The 18,442-nt window shown below is 71.3% G+C and carries 20 protein-coding genes; 4 read left to right on the top strand and 16 right to left on the bottom strand.

From position 1 onward, the window contains the following. Positions 1-37 precede the first annotated feature (37 nt). Positions 38-175 (bottom strand): hypothetical protein, encoded by a 138-nt coding sequence (locus VK923_03905; protein ID HSJ43810.1) that lies wholly within the window; start codon positions 173-175, stop codon positions 38-40. Between the two features lie 226 nt (positions 176-401). On the opposite strand from VK923_03905, the gene VK923_03900 reads away from it, so the two are divergent. The 3 genes from VK923_03900 to VK923_03890 all read left to right on the top strand — a co-directional run bounded on the left by VK923_03900 (position 402) and on the right by VK923_03890 (position 4,471). Then, positions 402-752 carry a PGPGW domain-containing protein gene (locus VK923_03900; protein HSJ43809.1) on the top strand — a complete coding sequence of 117 codons (351 nt, stop codon included), beginning with the start codon at positions 402-404 and terminating at the stop codon, positions 750-752. A 96-nt stretch (positions 753-848) separates the two neighbouring features. Next, on the top strand, positions 849-1,397 hold the full coding sequence (locus tag VK923_03895) for a hypothetical protein (protein ID HSJ43808.1): 549 nt from the start codon (positions 849-851) through the stop codon (positions 1,395-1,397). Continuing rightward, on the top strand, positions 1,397-4,471 hold the full coding sequence (locus VK923_03890; GenBank protein ID HSJ43807.1) for a BTAD domain-containing putative transcriptional regulator: 3,075 nt from the start codon (positions 1,397-1,399) through the stop codon (positions 4,469-4,471). The genes VK923_03895 and VK923_03890 overlap by 1 nt, the downstream gene beginning before the upstream one ends. Before the next feature lie 64 nt (positions 4,472-4,535). Here the strand turns inward: VK923_03890 and VK923_03885 are convergent, their stop codons facing one another. Both VK923_03885 and VK923_03880 read right to left on the bottom strand, forming a co-directional pair. Then, complete coding sequence (locus VK923_03885) at positions 4,536-5,612, bottom strand: methyltransferase domain-containing protein (protein HSJ43806.1); 1,077 nt, start codon at positions 5,610-5,612, stop codon at positions 4,536-4,538. Positions 5,613-5,686: 74 nt separating this feature from the next. Next, a complete protein-coding gene (locus tag VK923_03880) occupies positions 5,687-5,827 on the bottom strand; it encodes a hypothetical protein (GenBank protein ID HSJ43805.1) in 141 nt (46 codons plus the stop codon). A gap of 898 nt (positions 5,828-6,725) precedes the next feature. Here VK923_03880 and VK923_03875 point away from each other — a divergent pair. After that, positions 6,726-7,223, top strand: coding sequence for a hypothetical protein (locus VK923_03875; protein HSJ43804.1), 498 nt, complete (start codon positions 6,726-6,728; stop codon positions 7,221-7,223). A 129-nt stretch (positions 7,224-7,352) separates the two neighbouring features. Here VK923_03875 and hypE read toward each other — a convergent pair whose 3' ends face one another. The 13 genes from hypE to VK923_03810 form a co-directional block, all read right to left on the bottom strand. Then, positions 7,353-8,456, bottom strand: a complete 1,104-nt coding sequence (gene hypE / locus VK923_03870; GenBank protein HSJ43803.1) for a hydrogenase expression/formation protein HypE — start codon at positions 8,454-8,456, stop codon at positions 7,353-7,355. Between the two features lie 4 nt (positions 8,457-8,460). Next, positions 8,461-9,585 carry a hydrogenase formation protein HypD gene (hypD, locus tag VK923_03865; protein ID HSJ43802.1) on the bottom strand — a complete coding sequence of 375 codons (1,125 nt, stop codon included), beginning with the start codon at positions 9,583-9,585 and terminating at the stop codon, positions 8,461-8,463. Continuing rightward, positions 9,585-9,926, bottom strand: coding sequence for a HypC/HybG/HupF family hydrogenase formation chaperone (locus tag VK923_03860; protein ID HSJ43801.1), 342 nt, complete (start codon positions 9,924-9,926; stop codon positions 9,585-9,587). The genes hypD and VK923_03860 overlap by 1 nt, the downstream gene beginning before the upstream one ends. Beyond that, positions 9,923-10,195, bottom strand: a complete 273-nt coding sequence (gene hypC / locus VK923_03855) for a HypC/HybG/HupF family hydrogenase formation chaperone (protein HSJ43800.1) — start codon at positions 10,193-10,195, stop codon at positions 9,923-9,925. Before hypC ends, VK923_03860 begins: the two co-directional genes overlap by 4 nt. Before the next feature lie 14 nt (positions 10,196-10,209). Next, positions 10,210-10,548, bottom strand: coding sequence for a hydrogenase maturation nickel metallochaperone HypA (locus tag VK923_03850; protein ID HSJ43799.1), 339 nt, complete (start codon positions 10,546-10,548; stop codon positions 10,210-10,212). 1 nt (position 10,549) lies between these two features. Then, the gene (locus tag VK923_03845) at positions 10,550-11,053 is read right to left on the bottom strand and encodes a hydrogenase maturation protease (GenBank protein HSJ43798.1); all 504 of its coding nucleotides are present in this window, start codon (positions 11,051-11,053) and stop codon (positions 10,550-10,552) included. 3 nt (positions 11,054-11,056) lie between these two features. Further along, a complete protein-coding gene (locus VK923_03840) occupies positions 11,057-11,320 on the bottom strand; it encodes a hypothetical protein (GenBank protein HSJ43797.1) in 264 nt (87 codons plus the stop codon). Positions 11,321-11,449: 129 nt separating this feature from the next. Beyond that, entirely contained in the window at positions 11,450-12,961 is a 1,512-nt protein-coding gene (locus VK923_03835) for a hypothetical protein (GenBank protein HSJ43796.1), read from the bottom strand. A 40-nt stretch (positions 12,962-13,001) separates the two neighbouring features. Next, positions 13,002-13,694: a DUF6084 family protein gene (locus VK923_03830; protein HSJ43795.1), complete on the bottom strand. Its 693-nt coding sequence runs from the start codon at positions 13,692-13,694 to the stop codon at positions 13,002-13,004. After that, complete coding sequence (locus VK923_03825) at positions 13,691-14,470, bottom strand: DUF5947 family protein (GenBank protein HSJ43794.1); 780 nt, start codon at positions 14,468-14,470, stop codon at positions 13,691-13,693. The genes VK923_03830 and VK923_03825 overlap by 4 nt, the downstream gene beginning before the upstream one ends. Then, the gene (locus VK923_03820) at positions 14,467-15,315 is read right to left on the bottom strand and encodes a NifU family protein (GenBank protein ID HSJ43793.1); all 849 of its coding nucleotides are present in this window, start codon (positions 15,313-15,315) and stop codon (positions 14,467-14,469) included. The genes VK923_03825 and VK923_03820 overlap by 4 nt, the downstream gene beginning before the upstream one ends. Further along, a complete protein-coding gene (locus tag VK923_03815) occupies positions 15,312-17,111 on the bottom strand; it encodes a nickel-dependent hydrogenase large subunit (protein HSJ43792.1) in 1,800 nt (599 codons plus the stop codon). The genes VK923_03820 and VK923_03815 overlap by 4 nt, the downstream gene beginning before the upstream one ends. A gap of 43 nt (positions 17,112-17,154) precedes the next feature. Next, entirely contained in the window at positions 17,155-18,237 is a 1,083-nt protein-coding gene (locus VK923_03810; protein HSJ43791.1) for a hypothetical protein, read from the bottom strand. Between the last annotated feature and the right edge of the window lie 205 nt (positions 18,238-18,442).

Genomic DNA, 18,442 nt, shown 5'->3' with positions numbered 1-18,442 from the left:
GGCGCGTGAGGCCGGTGCCATCGGATGTGCTGTGGGATCAGGCGGCCCTGCTGACGTCGGCGTCCGTGCCGGCTCGGACGTCGAGCTCGGTGACGTTGGCGGTCTGCGAGTCCTGCTCGGCCTGGCGGGCCTGGTAGGCCTGGACCAGCTTCGCGAGCTGCGCGGGAGAGATCATGATGGTTCCTCGTTGTCGAATGCCTGGTGTGGTGACGGGAGCGACGGTACGGCCATCACCGTGATCGCAGATCGGTGACGACCACCTACATTGAGGAGGAGGACGACCTACATCTGATACATCGCCCAACCCCTGTGGGCACCAACCCGCCGTGCCAGGATGGATGATCCGGTACGCGTCCCCGCTGGCACGGCGTGGCACGGTCGAGGAAGCACGGTCGATCCACATGACGGAAGAGCTGCGAGAGGACATCCAACGGCGGGTACGTGCGGTGCAGCAGCACTACCACGACGGCGGTCCGGCGCTGCGCGCCGTCTGGGTGGTGGTCGCGGTCGTCGTGATCGTCGCAGGACTGGCCATGACGGTGCTGCCGGGCCCGGCGACGATCGTGGTCCCGATCGGGCTCGCCATGTTGGCGGTGCGCTTCCGCTGGGCCCAGTGGGCGCTGCGCCAGATGATCGACCGCGGCGTGCGCCTGCAGCGCAGGTTCGTCAAGGCCAGCCCGCTGGTCCGGATGGCGTCGACCGGGCTGTTCCTCGGCGTCGTCGCCGTCCTCGCGTTGGTCGTGCTGCGCTGAGCAGCGGCCCCCGGCTCATCCGGTGACCACGTCCTTGAAGTCCGGCCAGCGTCCCTCGACCAGCAGCCTGCCCTGCGTCGGCCAGCTCGACGGGTCGTGGATCCGGTAACGCGGGCCCGCCCCGGCGAGCACCAGCTACAGGCGCTCGACGTCGGCCTCGGCCAGCGCCCGCCACGAGTCGATCCCGGCGTTGGCCAGCAGACCGGCGATCTTCGGGCCGACCCCCTCCACGAGGGTCCGGTCGTCGTCGGCTTCGGCGCGGGCCTGGTCGAGCTGGGTTGTCAGTCGCGCGCGGTCGTCGTCGGCCGCGGCGCGGGCCTGCTCGAGTGTCGCGGCCTGGGCACGCAGTTCGGTGATCTCGTGATCCCGGGCCTGCAGCTGATCGGCGAGCTCGTCTGCCTGGGTGCGCTGCTCATCCAGCTGGTATATCGATCACCACCCACGCTGGTACCCCACCGTCGACGTACGCCGACGCCGGACGGCCGGGTGGTCACGGCCCGGTCCGATGCCGGCCATGTGCCGCTGCACGGCAGCGGTGACGGCCGTCGAGTGCACCTCCGGAGTGGCGTGCGTACGATCCGGCGCGTGGGACGAGCAGCTGGCACCACTGGCCGTCGTCGTCGGGACGTGGACCCGGCAGGCTGATGCACGTCCGGGTGCTCGGGACGCTCGAGGTCGTCACCGACGACGGCGGACCGGTGCCGCTGCCGTCACCCAAGCTGCGCCGGCTGCTAGCGGCGCTCGTGATCGACGCCGGCTCGGTCGTGTCGGCCGACCGGCTCGCCGACGTGGTGTGGGGCGACGATCCCCCGAAGAACGCCACCGGCGCGCTGCACAACCTGGTCTCGCGCCTGCGCGGCCGGCTGCGTGCCGACGACGCCCGGCCGGTGACGGTGGAGACACGGGCGCCCGGCTACACGGTGACGCTGGCCCGTGACATGCTCGACGCCACGCGGTTCGCCGACCTCGTGGACCGTGCCCGCGCGGCCTCCGGTGACCCCGCGGCGGCCGCCGACCTGTACGACGAGGCGCTCGGCCTGTGGCGCGGGGACGCGTACGCGGAGTTCCGCGACGAGGAGTTCGCCAGAGCCGAGGCGGCGCGGCTCGGTGAGCTGCGGGTCACGGCGACCGAGGAGCGGATCGAGGCAGCGCTGGCGCTGGGACGGACCGACGACGCCGTCGCGCGGCTCGAGGTGCTGAACGACGCGCAGCCACTGCGAGAGCGCCCGCAGGCCCTGCTCATGGTGGCGCTGTACCGCGCCGGACGGCAGGCCGACGCGCTCGCCGCCTACCGCGACTACCGGGACCTGCTGGACAGGGAGCTGGGGCTCGAGCCCTCGGCCGCGCTGCGCTCCCTGGAACAGCAGATCCTGCGCGGCGACCCCCAGCTCGGTGGACCGTCGGTCGCGGCGGACCTGCCCGTCGCGACCGGGCGGAACGAGGACGAAGACGCGACCTCGCAGGGTCCAACGCCGCCCGTGCAGCCCGTGGGGCTGCCTCCCGCGCCGGACCTCGTGGGGCGCGACGATCTCGTCGCGCGGGTCTGCGCCGCGCTGGGAGCCGGCGGCCCCGTGACGCTGATCGGCCCGGGCGGCGTCGGCAAGACCAGCGTGGCGGTGCGTTCGACGATGCTCGTCGGCCCTGGCCACCGCGACGGTCCCTGGTGGTGCGAGCTGGCGTCGATCGACGCCGACGACGCGGTGGCCGAGGTCGTCATGACGGCTCTCGACGCCCAGCCCCGGGCGGGGATGACGACCGTGGAGGGCATCGTTGAGGTGCTGCGCCCGCGTCGCGGGCTGCTGGTGCTCGACAACGCCGAGCACGTGATCGATGGCGTGGTCGCGCTGGTCGGCGCGCTCGTCCGGTCGTGTCCGGGGATCGCGATGCTCGTGACCAGCCGGGAGCGGCTCGGCGTCACGACGGAACGGGTCGTCGAGGTGCCACCGCTGGCGGTGCCGCCCGCCGGCGGCGACAGTGCCACACCCGTGATGAGCCCGGCCGTGGAGCTGTTCGCCCGCCGCGCCGCCGCCGGGGGGCACTTCGCCCTGACGCCGGACAACCTCGCAGTGGTGACCGACATCTGCCGGCGGCTCGACGGCGTGCCGCTCGCGCTGGAGCTCGCGGCGACGCGCATGCGGTCGATGACACCCGCAGACCTGGCGTCACGGTTGTCGTGGCGGTTCCGTGTCCTGCGCGGCGGCCGTCGCGGCGGCGCGGCGCGGCACCGGACCCTGCGGGCCGTCGTCGACTGGTCCTACGGCCTGCTCGACGAGCGGGCGCGCGTGGTCTTCGACCGGCTGTCGGTGTTCGCCGGCACGTTCACGCTCGACGCCGCCGAGCACGTCGTCGCGCTTGGCACTGACGCCGACGTCGAGGCCCGCGACGTCGGTGGCCCTGGCGCGGCGGTTCCCGACGTCGACGTCCATGACGTCGCCGAGGTGGTCGCCGACCTGGTGGACGCTTCGATGGTCGTCGCACACACCGACGCCGACGTCGCGCGCTACGGGCTGCTCGACACCCTGCGTGCCTACGGCAGGGAACGTCTCGAGGCCCGCGCGGAGACACGGGCGGCCCGGCACGCGCACGCCGCCTACCACGTCGACCTCGCCGAGCACGTCACCGCCCGACTGTTCGACGCCGACGATCCGGTGTCCGCTGTCATCATCGACCGGGAGATCGACGAGCTGCGGGCCGCGCACGCGTGGAGCGTCGAGCACGACCTCGAGCTGGCACTGCGGCTGGTGTCGGCGCTGCCGGTCTACGTTGAGCAGCGCGCACTGGGCGAGGCGTTCGCCTGGGCGGAGCGGGTGATCGACGTGGCGGAGCAGGTCGGCATCGACTCGCCCTGGCTGCCGGGGGCGTACGGCGCCGCCGCGATGAGCGCGCGGTTCCGCGGCGACCTCCCCCGCGCCTTGAAGCTCGCCGAGCGCGGCCTCGCGCACGCCGACGGTCCAGACGATCCGGCCGGCTACGTCGCGCGCTACACGCTGTCGGACGTCGCGCTGTACGAGGGCCGCCTCGACGACGTGCTGCGGTTGGCCGACGACCTCGGACGGATGCCGGCGTACGGCCCGCAGCACCTCTTCGGCGTGTGGGTCCGCGCCAACCGGGCGCTGGCGCATGCCTACCGCGGCGAGACCGACGCGGCCGTCGCAGAGGCGGAGCGGTTGCTCGAGGCGGGCCAGCGGGCCAACGCGCCGACGACCATCGCGTGGGCCGCATACGGCCTGGCCGAGACGCTGGTCGAGACGGATCCGCAGCGGGCGCTGTCGCTGGCGGAGGACGCCCTGGCGCGCAGCCGCGCGCTCGACGACCGTTTCCTGACCGGCGTCGCTCTCGTCACGACGGCATCGCTGCTGGCGCGACACGGCGATGCGGCACGGGCCGTGCCGCTGTTCCGCGAGACCGTCGACCGCTGGCACCGCGCCGGTAACTGGACCCAGCAGTGGGTGACGACACGCAGCATCGTCGGCATGCTGCTGCGCCTGCGCGCCGACGAGGACGCCGCCGTGCTGCTCGGTGTGCTGTCGACCCGGACGACCGCGGCGGAGCCGTACGGCGCGGACGCCAGGCGGCTCGCCGAGGCCGCCGAGGAGCTCGGTGGCCGGCTGGGTGCGGAGCGGCTCGCGGCCGCCCGCGCCCGCGGTGCGGCGATGGATGACGATGCGGCGATCGTGTGGTTGCTCGACGTCCTCGCTGCGCTCGACGACGACGGCTGACGGCGACTGCTGACGCACGCGGACGCGGGCGGACCGTTGCGGCCGCCCGCATCCGCCCGGGGGGTCAGCGGTGCAGCTGGTAGAAGCGCCAGAACCCGAAGTCGTCGATCGGCAGCACCTCGACGTCGCGGAACCCCGCGGTCTGTGCGTAGTCCCGCAGGATCGGCGGACGGAACACCGTGCCGGTGCCGGCCGACGGCTGGTGGGACATGCCGTCGGGCAGACAGACCAGCATGCTCAGCCCGTACATGAGACGCTCGACGTCGTCGCCGGGTGCGGTGAAGTCGTCGCCGACGGCCTCGTCCATGACGACCACGACACCGTCGGGGCGAACGATGCGGTTGGCGGCGGCCAGCGCCTCGACGGGGTGGGGCATGTCGTGCAGGCACTCGAAGAAGCAGACCGCGTCGTACTCGCCATCGAGCGTCGCCACGTCGGCGTGGGTGAAGGTCACCCGGTCGTCGACCCCGGCGTCGACGGCGTTGCGGCGTGCCATCTCCACCGACGCGGCGTCGGTGTCGAAGCCCTCGACCGTGACCTGGGGGTAGGCACGTGCGATCGCGATGCTCGACCAGCCGGCGCCGAAGCCGACGTCGGCGACCGTGGCGCCCGGCCGGCGCAGCACCTCGTCGATCGCAGGGGTGGTGGCGAACGCCCTCGGCAGCTCGTGCTCGAACCAGGGCCGGTTCATGTCGGCCTGCGACTCACGGGCGTCCGCTCCGTACTGCTGCCACGACACGCCGCCGCCGGTGCGGTACGCCTCCAGCAGCTCGGGGACCTGCACGAACGCACCCAGCATCCGCGCGAGCGGCGCGAGGTAGAGCAGGCTCTGCTCGTCGGTCAGGACCTCCGCGGCTGCAGGCGACAGGTGGAAGCGACGCGTGTCGCCTTCGTCGGTCACGTCGACCCAGCCGATGACGGCCTGCTGCTCGAGCCACTCACGGGTGTAGCGGGGGTGCGTGTCGGTGCGCTGGGCCAGCTCGTCAGGCGTGGCGCTGGCCTCGGCCAGCGCCCGATACCATCCGAGCCGGTCGCCGATGTAGGCGCCCATGATCTCCAGCGCGTGGTTGGCCGCGCCGAACACGTGCTCGGCGAAGGTGTCGGCGTCGCTGGTGATCGATGGCGTGGTGGTCGTGGTCATGACGTGCTCCTTGCTCGTCTCGTGGTTCAGCGGTGCTGGGGGGACGGACTGGGGTATCGGGTGCGGTCCTCTCGTCACGAGGCCGGACGAGGGCGGTACCAGAGCGTGAAGCGGGTGATCGGCAGGAAGTCGAGGCGCTCGATGCCGGGGCGGCTGTCGTCGCTGAAGATGCCGCCAGCGAGCAGGTGTGGTGCGGCGAGCAGGCGTTCGCGCACGAGTGCGTACCAGGCACCGCGGCCACGGGCCTGAGGCGCGTCGTGGCCAGGGCGAGCTGGGCGATGCCGAGGTCGGTGAACAGGGTCCCGGCGGCCGCGGGGGCGCGGTGGTCGTATGCGACCCAGAACCGCCAGCGCGGGTCGTCGAGCAGGCGCTCGTCCACCAGGCGTGCGCCGGGCCGGTGCTGCAGCTCGCGCAGGGGGAATCCTGCGATCACGGTCCGCGTCCAGTCGTCGAACGTCGGCCGGTCGGTGACCTCGACGACGTCGATGGTGTCGACCGCGGCCGGCACGGGACCACTCGATGGGCGAACCAGCAGCGGGGGGTGACCCTCGAGGTGCCAGCTGCGCCGGCTCAGGTCCGGCGTCGGCCACGGGCTCCACAGCAGCACGGTGCCGGTGCCCGACGTAGCGTAGAAGGCCTCGACGTGGTCGAGCAGGTCATCCCAGCCGTCCGGTGGCGGGGGTCGCAGCAGCACCGCCGCGTTGAAGAACCCGGTCGGTCGGCCGCTGTCTGCGCAGAGGAGGTCGACGGTGCGCTCTACCCGGCCACCCGCGGCCTCGGCCGCTGAGGCGAGCTGGGCGGCAAGGTGCAGCACGTACTGCCGCAGCACGGTGTCGCCCGGCGCGACGTCGGGCTCCCATCCGGTCGTCAGATGGACGGTCGGGGCGGCGATGTCCTGCATGGGACAACCATGCGGGGGGCCGCTCCCATCCGCCTGTCATCCGCCTGTCACGGTCACGCCCGGCCTGTCAGGCGCGCCGGAGCGCCGGGTACGCTCGACGGCGACAGCGATGTCGCGGGAACCGAGCGTTCCACCGGGACGTCCAATCGACGGACGGCGGCGTCGACGGAGGGCACATGGCGCACAGGCGAGCGCAGACGATGGTGCGAACGATGGTCGTTGCGGCCTGCCTGCTGCTGGCCACCGCCTGCGGAGCGGCGCAGGAGGTCGGGGGCAGTGCGCAGGACGTCACGTCCGAGGACGTGGCGGTCGCGGCGACAGCACCTACCGAGCAGGACGCAGCTCCACGGTCCGACGATGCCGCGACACCCGACGATCTCGCGAACGCGGATGATGACGACCGTCCGGTGGAGCGCAGCCTGCGTCCGGTCGTGGACGAGGCTGTCCGGGACCTGTCCGAGCGCGCCGGCGTGCCGCCCGGTCGGATCGAGGTCGTGCTCGCGCAGCGCGTGACGTGGCCCGACGATGCCCTGGGTTGCCCGGTACACGGCGGCCGAGGGCTCGGTGACCCCCATCAGGGCACCCGCGTGCACCTGCGGGTCGACGACCAGCTCTACCGGTACCACACCGGTGGCGCGCAGGAGGAGCCGTTCCTTTGTGATCCGGCCGCCGTGAAGTCCGAGGAGTACGCGGACCGCATCGAGCCCTGACATCACGGCGCGTGGACGGTCGTGCGCCGACGTTTGTCGGTCGCGGTGGCGGATACGCGACGTGTGACCGCTGGACTCCCGAGCGTCGGAGGTGCGTCGCGAGCGTGGTGCGCCGCGGGGAACCGCCGGTCAGCAGATGCGGGGCAGTGGGTCGCCGACGAGCATGTCGATCATCCGGTGCCCGCCGAACGTCGTGCGACCCAGCACACGGCCCTCAGGTTCGTCGCGGACCTCGCCGATGATCGCCGCGTCCGCACCCGCGGGCTGCGACCGCATCGCTGCGAGCGCCGCGCCGGCCTGCTCGGGCGCCACGAACGCGATCAGCTTGCCCTCGTTGGCGACGTAGAGCGGGTCGATGCCCAGGATCTCGCCGGCGCCGACGACCTCGGGGCGTAGCGGCAGCCGCTGCTCGTCGATGACGATCCCTAGCCGCGTGGCCAGCGCGATCTCGTTGAGCACGGTCGCGACGCCGCCGCGGGTCGCGTCGCGCATGCAGTGGACCGCCTCCTCGCAGGCGTCCAGCGAGGCCGACACCAGCGGCCACAGCGACTGCGTGTCGCTGCGGACGTCGGCGTCGATGTCGAGCTCCCCGCGCGCCAGCATGATCGCGATACCGTGGTCGCCGATGGTCCCCGACACCAGCACCTTGTCGCCGGGCCGGACCAGTTCGGGGGCCAGGGCCGCCCCCGTTGCCCTGGCCCCCAGTCCCGCCGTGGTGATGTAGAGCTTGTCGGCCTTCCCGCGCTGGACGACCTTGGTGTCGCCGGTCACGACCGTCACGTCAGCGGTCTGCGCTGCCGTGGCCATCGCCTCGACCTCGGCGGTCAGCACGTCGGCGCCCAGGCCCTCCTCGAGGATGAGCGCGGCCGACAGCCACAGCGGTTGGGCGCCCGAGACCGCCAGGTCGTTGACGGTGCCGTTGACCGCGAGCTCGCCGATCGAGCCACCGGGGAAGCGGATGGGCTGCACGACGAACGAGTCGGTCGTGAACGCCAGCTGGACGCCCGCACCGTTGCCGGCACCGGCCCGGGCCGTGATCGCTGCCGCGTCGCCCAGCGGGGCCAGCGTCGGGTTGTCCAGCAGCGGGACGATCAGGCCCTCCACCAGCTGCCTCGACGCCTTGCCGCCGGCCCCGTGCGACATGGTGATGTGCTTGTCGATGAACCGTGGCCGCCGACGGCGCATGTCCTCTATGCGCTCGATGACCTCGTGCTCGGTGAACTGCTTCGGCATCGCGTCACACCTCGACGTGCAGGCGCTTCTTGGCGTAGCGCCCGTAGTTGTAGTACGCGGCGCACGCGCCCTCCGACGACACCATGCACGTGCCGATCGGCGTCTCGGGCGTGCAGGCGGTGCCGAACACCTTGCACTCCCAGGGCTTGAGCACGCCCTTGAGGACCTCGCCGCACTGGCACGACTTGGGATCGGCGACGCGCACGCCGGGCACCTCATAGCGCAGTTCGGTGTCGAAGTCGGCGTAGCGGTCCGAGACCTTCAGCGCCGAGTGTGAGATGAACCCAAGGCCCCGCCACTCGAAATGCGGGCGCAGCTCGAAGGTGTCGGCCATCACGCCCAGGGCCTGCGGGTTGCCGTCCCACGGCACGACCCGCGTGTACTGGTTCTCGACCTCGCAACGGCCGTCGGCGAACTGCTGCATGATCCAGGCGATCGACTCGAGCACGTCGAGCGGCTCGAACCCGGCGCACACGACCGGCTTGCCGTGGCGTGCAGGGACGAACTCGTACGGCCGGCAGCCGATCACGGTGGATACGTGGCCCGGACCGATGAACGCGTCGAGGCGCAGGTCCGGTGAGTCGAGGATCGCCTTGATCGCGGGGACGATCGTCACGTGGTTGCAGAACACGGAGAAGTTCGTGATGCGCTCACGCCTGGCCCGCACCAGCGTCAGCGCCGTCGACGGCGCCGTGGTCTCGAAACCGATCGCGTAGAAGATGACCTGCCGGTCAGGGTTGTCGCGGGCGATGCGCAGCGCGTCGAGCGGTGAGTAGACCATGCGGATGTCGGCACCGCGGGCGTTGGCGTCGAGGAACGACCCGGTGCTGCCCGGCACGCGCATCATGTCGCCGAAGCACGTCATGATCACGTCGTCGTTGGCCTCGGCGATCGCGATCGCGTCGTCGACGCGGCCCATCGGGATCACGCAGACCGGGCACCCGGGACCGTGGACCAGCTCGATGGTCTCGGGCAGGAAGTCGTGTACGCCGAAGCGGTAGATCGCGTGCGTGTGCCCGCCGCAGACCTCCATGATCTTGTAGTGGCGGCCCGGGTCGGCCAGTGACGCGATGCGCGCCGCCAGCGCCTGGGCCAGGTCGGGGTCGCGGTACTCATCGACGAAGCGCATCAGCGACGTCCCTCCACCGGTGCGAGGCGCTCGAGGGCGACCTTGGCGTGCACCAGCACCCGCTCACCCGGCGTCAGGGCACCGACGAGCTCGGTCGCGACCGTCTCGGTCCGGCCCTCGTCGTCACGGCACAACGCGTCGAACTTGCCGACCTCCTCCACCGTCAGGGCCACCGCGACGTCGCCGCACGTGATGCAGCCGTCGTCGTCGATCGCGCACGCCGCCCCGGTGTCGGGCACCGTCCGCGGCGGTGTGCCGAGCACCGGGAGCAGCGCGCCGGTGCCGGCCTCGACGTCAGTGGTGGCAAGGTCTCGGTCCGCCGTCACATCGTGCGAGGTCATTCGATCCTCGATCCCGCGATGTCGGCGACCTCGGTCTCGAACTGCTCGCCGAGCAGCCGGAGGCCCTCCATCGCCTTCGCGGCCTCGTCCTCGTCGATGATCGACATGGCGAAGCCAACGTGGATCAGCACCCAGTCGCCGATCTCCAGGCCTTCGTCCTTGACAAGCCCGATGTTGATGTTGCGCCGGACGCCGGTGACCTCGACCTTCGCGAGCTGGTCGGTCTCGTCGAGGAAGTCGACGACCCGTCCGGGGATCCCCAGGCACATAGGCGGTCCTCTCGTCACGTGGTCCGATAGCGGATGGATGTCAGCACCAGGTCGTCGCCGCCCGACCGTGCCACGCGGACGCTGTTGCAGTCCGGGCACGTTGGCAGGGGATCGTCGGAGTCGAAGGTCCCGCCGCACTGCTCACACCGACAGCTGACGGGGACGAGCTCCAGCTCGGGACGCGCACCGTCGGCGACGGTGCCGGCAGCGACGAGCTCGAACGACTGGGCGAAGGCCTCGGGCACGACCCGCAGCAACGTGCCGACGCGCACGGTGAACGCGTCGACCGAACGGCCGTCGGCGCGCCGCTCGACAGCGGCCAGCACGCTCTCGCAGATGCCGATCTCATGCACGTCAGCGTCCTTCCGCAGCCTTCGGGGTCTGCGCGCCCACGCCGCCGGCCCGTTCGGCCGCGAGTTGCAGGACCTGCTTGACGGTCGGATCGACGGCGGCCGCGACCTGCGGTGTCAGACCCATGCCCTCCGAGAGGTCGGCCGGCTCGCACCCGACAACCACGGTCGGTGGCGGCAGGCCGCCCAGCCCGCGCAGGCTGGCGAACACCGTGGCGGGGTCCATTGCGTGGCTGTCGACGGTCGACAGCAGGTCCTGGTCGGCCTGGACCTCGAGCAGCGACACCGTGCCCGGGGCGAGGTCCCGCGGCAGCGCATCGACGAGGATCAGCTGGTCGACGCCGGCGAGCAGATCGTAGGCCAGGTGGATGCCACCGATGCCGTAGTCGACGACCCGCACGCCGTCCGGCAGTGGCCGCGTGGCCAGGCGCTGCGCGACCTCCGAGCCGAAGCCGTCATCGCGCAGGAAGATGTTGCCGACGCCGGCGATCAGGACCTGCTGGGTCACCGGTCAGCCCCCCTGGTCACCGGGGGCGAGCAGCGGCATCGCCGGGTCGATCGGCGGCAACGGGTTGACCCCTGTCCAGCCGACAGGCCCCTCCTGGGACGAGTCGGGACGCCCGCTCACGTTGCGGGTCGGCACCGACCCCCGGTCACGGCTGCCGGCCGGGCCGCGCCGCTCCTGGGATTCGGCCTCGGCGAAGCGGCCCGCGGGGAACGGGTGGGCCCGCTCCAGCTCGTGCGGTTCGATGGTGGTGCCTCGGCGGTTCGGCATCGTCGACTCCTCGTCACATCTGGCGCATCTTGGCGTAGCGCTTGATGTCATCGACCGATGCGGCAACGGCCCAGATGCCGATGGCGAGCATCGCGGTGACCATGAAGCGCAGGATCCATTTCTCCACGGCTAGCCTCCTTGTGGCGTGGCGTGTCCGGCGCCCGCGTCGGACGCCGGTGGGGTGGATGGGGACGTCGGCGCATGGCCGGGCAGCGGCTCGACCTCGTCGACGCCGAAGTACTGGAAGCGCCCGTACCAGCGGTGCAGGGCGGCGGCGGGATCGTCGTCGACGGTGACGGCCAGGTACGTCTCGCCCTCGACGGTGCGCACGATCCGCTCGACGGACGCGACCCGCCCGTCGACGAACAGGTCGTGCGCGTCGGCACGGCGGCGTGGGCGCAGCCGGACCCGATCACCGACCTCGACGTCGTGTCCGCCGAGTGAGACTGCACGCAGCGGCTCCTCACCGACGCCGAGCAGGTCCCGGACCTCGTCGCTGACACCGACGGCCGGCTCGGGGGCCAGCGTCGTCGGCCCCCACTCGCGGATCGCGCCGTGCAGCCGCCCCTGCACCGCAGGTGGCAGGGTATCGGTGCGGTCGATCAGGGCCGCCGCGCGCGGGTCGGTGGCTCGGGCACGGCGCTTCTCGTCATCCGTCAGGCCCATGACCGCGAGCACGAGCAGTTCGTCGACCTCGGTCGCGTCGAACGACGGTCCGGGGCTCTCGGGAGCGATCTGCGGATCGTCGTACAGGATGATCGGCGCACCGAGCACGACGTCGTGGTTCTTGCCAATCAGAACTGGGTGCAGGCCGCGCTGGCGTAGGTCGTGTGCCGCCCAGTCGGGCGGGTCGATGACGGAGGCGAAGGCGCCGTCGTGTGTGTGGAGCACGACGTGGACGCCGATCAGTGAGTGGCGCAGCACGTCGTCGCGTGGGGCGCGGCGCTGGGACCACCGCGTGTCGTTGTGCACGGCCGTCCGCAATGTCCACACGCCGTCGCCGGCGGGCTCGGCCTCGACCCGCAGCGCACCGGTGACCCGCCATGTCGTGCGCACCGCGTGCCCCGTCGCCCCGAGCTGCTCGACGTCCTCCCCGGCCTCGAGCACGAACCGCTCCGTCGCGTGGCAGCCCGTGCCGGTCTCGCGGTGCTGGTTGCCACGGTCGGCGGGGGTGTGGCGGCTGGTGCCGGTGTCCCGGTGCTGGTTGCCACGCTCGGCGGGTGTGTGGCCGCTGGTGCCGGTGTCCCGGTGCTGGTTGCCACGGTCGGGGGTCGTGACCCGGACAGTGACCTCGTGCTCGAGGCCCTCTTCCCAGGTCGGGACGGGGGTGTCGTCGACGTCGAGCTCGTCGACAGGGGTGCCGCCGGCGTCGACGAGCTGGCGCAGCCGCAGGTGCAGGAACCGTGCGGTGACGTCGATCCGCGTGCCGGGCGCGCAGCGGACCTGGGTCTCGCACGACAGCGTCGAGGGCTCGGTCGCGCCCAGCTCGACCTGTGCCTGCGGGACTACCACGCCCCACTGCCACCGGTACCGGTTCTTCAGCGCCGACGCCCGGTAGGGGAACAGCACGTAGCCCTCGTAGAGGACCGCGTCGGCGATCCGGCGCGCCCGCGCGAGGACATCGGTCGTCGCGGTGCTCATGACGTGTGCCAACCGCGGACGTGACTGCAGCCCCGAGTATTCATGCGGACCGCCCACCCGTGTCGGCGTTCGGCACGTGCCGGCCGTTGCCGATCGGTGCGTTCGCGGTCGTCCCGTCCAGCAGCGCCGCGAGCGTGTCGTCCCAGGTCGACAGGCCGCGGCTGGTCTTGTAGGCATGCAGCGCGTCGATGGTGTCGCGGTGCAGCCGGAGCCAGCCGGTGCCCGGGTGGTGGGTGTCCAGCGCCGCCCGCCACACGTCGACCGGCAGGTCGAACGGCGCCTCGCGGTCCCACGGGATCTGTTCGACCTGCAGCCCCGTCTGGGTCTGATGGAACACGGTGCCGCTGAACAGCAGCAGGAGTGGGACGGCACCGTCGCGCAGGGCGTGCAGGTACTTGCCGACTGCGACCTCCAGGTCATAGCTGAGCTCGACCGGCAGATCGACTTCGGCCACGCCGGAGAACCCGCGGACCGGCAGGGTGACGTGGGTCAGCTGGAACGGCTTGAGCGTCTCGGCCCATCGGTGCGGCTCGCCGAACAGCTCGACCAGCCGCGCCTGCGTCGCCTCGTCGTAGCGCCGCCGGTCCGGCTCGATCCGCAGCTGGCAGCGCAGCAGGATCGACTGCACCTGCTGGTCCGGCGGCGCCGTGATGTGCAGCCCGAGCACCACGGTCGGCGCCGCGCCGGTCGGGTCCGCCCGTGCGCCGACCACCTCGAAGCGCAACCTGCTCACGATTCCACCTCGGACGGGCTTCGGGCCCGGGCGCTGATGGCGTCGAAGAACGCCGCGATCTGCTCACGCACCTCGGTCCCACCGTCGAAGCCGCGCCAGTGCAGCCGCATCGCGCCGACCAGCTCGTAGCAGCGGTCGACCGGCACCACGTGGCACGTCGGCTCGTCGCCGCCCGTGCGCAGCAGCACCGCCTCGACGTCGGGCTCGACCTCTGCCAGTGCCGGGTTCGCCGCGACGATGTCACCCCATGCGTCGAGCGGCAGCTCGGACTCGGTCGCGCCTCCCGGGCTGGGGTAGAACGCGACGGTGCGGTCCAGTTGGGTGTTGGCCACGACGAAGGCGACGCCGACGGGGATCTGCAGTGCCGCCCATGCGGGGCCGGGCAGGGTGAACGGCGTGATCTCGACGTAGCGGTCGGGCACCGTCCGGTACCGGCGCGGGTGCAGGCGGGTGTCAGCGAGCCGGCGGTCGGGGACCGGAGTGCCGCCGGCAGTGCGTTCGAACAGCAGCGCGCAGCCACGGCACACGCAGAGCAGCGACCGGCGTTCGAGGTCGACGACGTGGCGATGGTCGTCGGAGATGGCGACCGCGCACATCTCGCACGCCTCGCCGGGCGTCGGACGCGTGCGCGCACCCACGAACCGGGCCAGCGTCGGTGGGAGGTCCAGTTCATTGGTGGACGTGCTGGCGCCGGCCATGCCAGCCGCGCCGTCCGAGGCTCCCGCGTCCGGGCCCGGCGAGGGCCGGGTGAACCGTGCGAGGCCTCGTCGTGTCACCGCAGGGCTCCCACCGCGACGCGCACGTCCGCGCCGTCCGCCAGGAGGGGCACCGGGCTGAGTCCCGAGCCACCGTCGACTGCGGCGCCGGCATGGCGCACGTCGTAGGTGACGTCGCAGGTCGGACAGGCGAGCACCTCGCCGCGAAGCCTTCCGCCGGCCAGTGAGCCGCCGCAGGCCGGGCACAGGTCCCGGTAGGCGAAGAGCTGGGCATCGAGGCGAGCGACCGCGACCCGCGTGCCGTTGACGTCCCGCGTCGAAACGGTGTCGTCGTCGGCGGCGGACGGGTCGGGCAGCGGTTCCCACCCGGCATCGGCGACCCTGCGGCGCAGTGAGAGCGACTCGGCAGGGATCAGTCCGGTGCCACCGCTGCCCGTTCCGACCGCCCCCTCCACCTCGATGCGACCGATCTCCGGTGCGGCATCGAGCACGGCGCCCTCGACGGCGTGCTGCAGCGTGACCTGCGACGACCCGCAGCCGTCGCAGCTGCCCTCCAGCCGCAACCGGGCGACGTCGCCCGTGACCCCGAGCAGCTGCACGCCGCCGCCGTGCGACGCCAGGTACGGACGGACCTGCTCGAGTGCGCTCTCGACGCGGGCCGCGACATCGTCGGGGTGCAGGTCGTGCAGGACCAGCAGCCCGCCCACGAGAGGGTCGACCGTCAGCTCCCGCAGGGCGTCGGGTGCCGCCGCGGCCATGCGGTCCAGCACCCGTGCGAGCCCGGCACCGTACAGCCCCATGAGCTCACGCACGAGCTCCTCGGTGAGCTCGGCGGCGACCTCGTCGCGGCCGGCGATCTGGTCGAGCAGGTCCTCGACGCGCCGGCCGACGGCGTCGACGTTCACCGCTGGTCCGGGACCCCGGCGGGGGAGTGCAGCTCCTTGAGCATCTTGCCCTTCCCCAGGTACTGGTGGACGCCGCACGGCAGGCACGGGTCGAAGCTGCGGACCGTCCGCATGACGTCGATGCCCTTGAAGTTGTCGGGCTCGTTCTCCTCGAGGATCGGCTGGCCCTGCACCGCGTCCTCGTACGGTCCGGGCTGGCCGAACACGTCGCGCGGGCTGGCGTTCCACGGCGTCGGTGGGTACGGGTGGTAGTTGGCGATCTTGCCGTCGCGGATGACCACGTGGTGGCTGAGCACGCCGCGAACCGCCTCGTGGAACCCGCAGCCGATTGCCTCGTCGGGGACCTCGAAGGGCGTGAACGTGTCGGTCTCACCCGCACGCACCCCGTCGAGCGCCTGCTGAACGAAGTGCAGTGCACAGCCGGCGGCATAGGCCTGGAAGTAGCTGCGCGCCCGGTTGCGCTCCAAGGTGTTGGACCGCTCGGGGATGTGCCACTCGAGCGTCTGCGCCGGCATCGTCGCCGTCTTGGGGAAGTTGATCTTCACGCTGGACCCGGTGGCCTGGACGTAGTCGATGTCGACCAGGTTCGCCAGCGCGGTCACCCACAGCCGCGGGAGTGGTCCGCCGCCGGTGTCCATCACGAGGTGGTTCTCGCCGTCGTACCAGCGCGGCGACATGACCCACGTGTACTGGTCGGTGAAGTCGCGCTTGCGGGGCTTGGGGATGGTGTGCTGGTTCCACGGGTGCCGGCGGTCGACCGGGTTGCCCAGCGGGTCGTGGGTGACGAAGGTCTCGCCGTCCTCCCAGTCGTCGTAGTAGGACGAGCCGAGCAGGATGCGGATGCCCAGGTTGATGTCGACCAGGTTGGTCGTCAGCAGCTTGCCGTCGACCACGATGCCCGGCGTCACGAACATCTTGCGGCCCCAGTGCTCCATGGTCTCGTAGCGGAAGTCGCAGTGTTCGGGGTCCTGGAACGAGCCCCAGTTGCCGATGATGATCCGCCGGTTGCCGACCTCCTCGTACCCGGGGATCGCCTCGTAGAAGAAGTCGAACAGGTCGTCGTGCAGCGGTACGTTCTTCTTCATGAACTCGACGTAGCGCATCAGGCGCACCATGTAGTCCGTGAACAGCTGCACCGTCGCCTGGGTGCCGACGCCGCCCGGGTACAGCGTCGACGGGTGGACGTGGCGTCCCTCCATCAGCACGAACATCTCTCGGGTGTACCGCGACACCTGCAGCGCCTCGAGGTACAGCTCGCCCTCCAGCGGGTTGAGCGCCGTCATGATGTCGGCGATCGTGCGGTAGCCGTGCAGGGCCGCGTGCGGCGCCTCGGTCTGCTTGGCGCGCTCCCACACGCTGGGGTTGGTCTCGCGGACCATCCGCTCGCAGTAGTCCACGTCGACGAGGTTGGTCTGGAAGATGGCGTGGTCGAACATGTACTCGGCGGCCTCGCCGAGGTTCATGATCCACTCGCCCATGGGGGGTGGCCGCACGCCGTAGGCCATGTTCTGCGCGTACACCGAGCAGGCCGCGTGGTTGTCACCGCAGATGCCGCAGATGCGGCTGGTTATGAAGTGCGCGTCGCGCGGGTCCTTGCCCTTCATGAACACGCTGTAGCCACGGAAGACGTGGGAGCTCGAGTAGCACTCCTTCACGACCTTGTTCTTGAAGTCCATCTTGGTGTAGATCCCCAGGCTCCCGACGATGCGGGTGATGGGGTCCCACGCCATCTCGACGAGCCCCTCCTCCCTGACGCTGGTCATGCTCGGGGAGGTGACGTCCGCTGTGTGCGCCATGGATGGCTCCTAGTCCTGAGGACGCGTCAGGTGCGGTCGGTGGTCAGCGCCAGGGCGGCGTGTAGCCCGTCGTCAACGCCGTGCCCTTGCGGCGCCACGACGGTTCCTTGTCGGCGGTCTTCGCCGTGATCGAGCGCAGGCGGCGGATCATCCCGCCGTAGGCCTTGACGGCCCTGCTCGACACGGTCGCGCCGGGCGGCTCGTCCATGAACGGCATGAACTTGTCGGGGAAGCCCGGCATGGTGCACGCGATGCAGATGCCACCGACGTTGGGGCAGCCACCGATGCCGTTGATCCAGCCGCGCTTGGGGACGTTGCACTTCACGACCGGACCCCAGCAGCCGATCTTGACGAGGCACTTCTGGCTGTTGTAGTCCTCGGCGAACTCGCCCTGTTCGTAGTAGCCGGCGCGGTGGCAGCCCTCGTGGACGGTCGCGCCGAACAGCCACGTCGGGCGCAGCTTCTCGTCGAGTGGGATCATCGGCGCCTGCCCGGTCGCCTGGTACAGCAGGTAGAGGATCGTCTCGGAGAGATTGTCGGGGTGCGTCGGGCAGCCCGGCACGTTGACGATCGGGATGCCTGCCGGTGTGCGGAAGTCCCAGCCGAGCAGGTCGGCCACACCCATTGCGCCGGTCGGGTTGCCCTCCATGGCGTGGATGCCGCCGTAGGTGGCGCAGGTCCCGGCGGCGATGACCGCCAGCGCCTTGGGTGCCAGCCGCTCGACCCAGTCCGACGTGGGGATGGGGTCGCCGGTCTCCGGGTCGTTGCCGAACGCGGCCCAGTAGCCTTCGGATTTGATCTTCTCGTTGGGGATCGAGCCCTCGACCACCAGGACGAACGGCGCGTCGAGCTCGTCGTTGTACGCCTCGTGGAACCAGTGGATGAAGTCGTCACGGACGCCGACGGGTCCGTTCTCGTAGTCGATCAGCGGCCAGTGGACCGCGACTTCAGGCAGGCCCGGCAGCACGCCGAGCACGATGTCCTCGATGCTCGGCTGCGTCGCGGAGGTCAGTGCGACGGAGTCGCCGTCGCAGGACAGGCCCGCGTTGATCCAGAGGATGTGGACCTTCGCGTCCATCGTGTCCGGCTTGTCGCGCATGGTGGGCATGGTGGAGGCGGCGCTCATCTCGACCCTCCTCCGTCCCAGTGACGGGTGACCCGCGATGACGCTCGACACCGTTGCCATCCGGGACAACTGGGAACGGACTACGCACCATAAGACGACATGGGGCACGCTGTCGAGAACCAATTTCCATCTGGCCGTCGCGGACCATCACGGCATTACACAGTTAGGTGAGGTGAGCCTTCATCGACGGATCGCGCGAGGCGGC

The sequence above is a fragment of the Euzebyales bacterium genome (assembly GCA_035461305.1).
GTDB lineage: Bacteria > Actinomycetota > Nitriliruptoria > Euzebyales > JAHELV01 > JAHELV01.
This window is presented reverse-complemented; position numbering and strand designations above follow the sequence as displayed.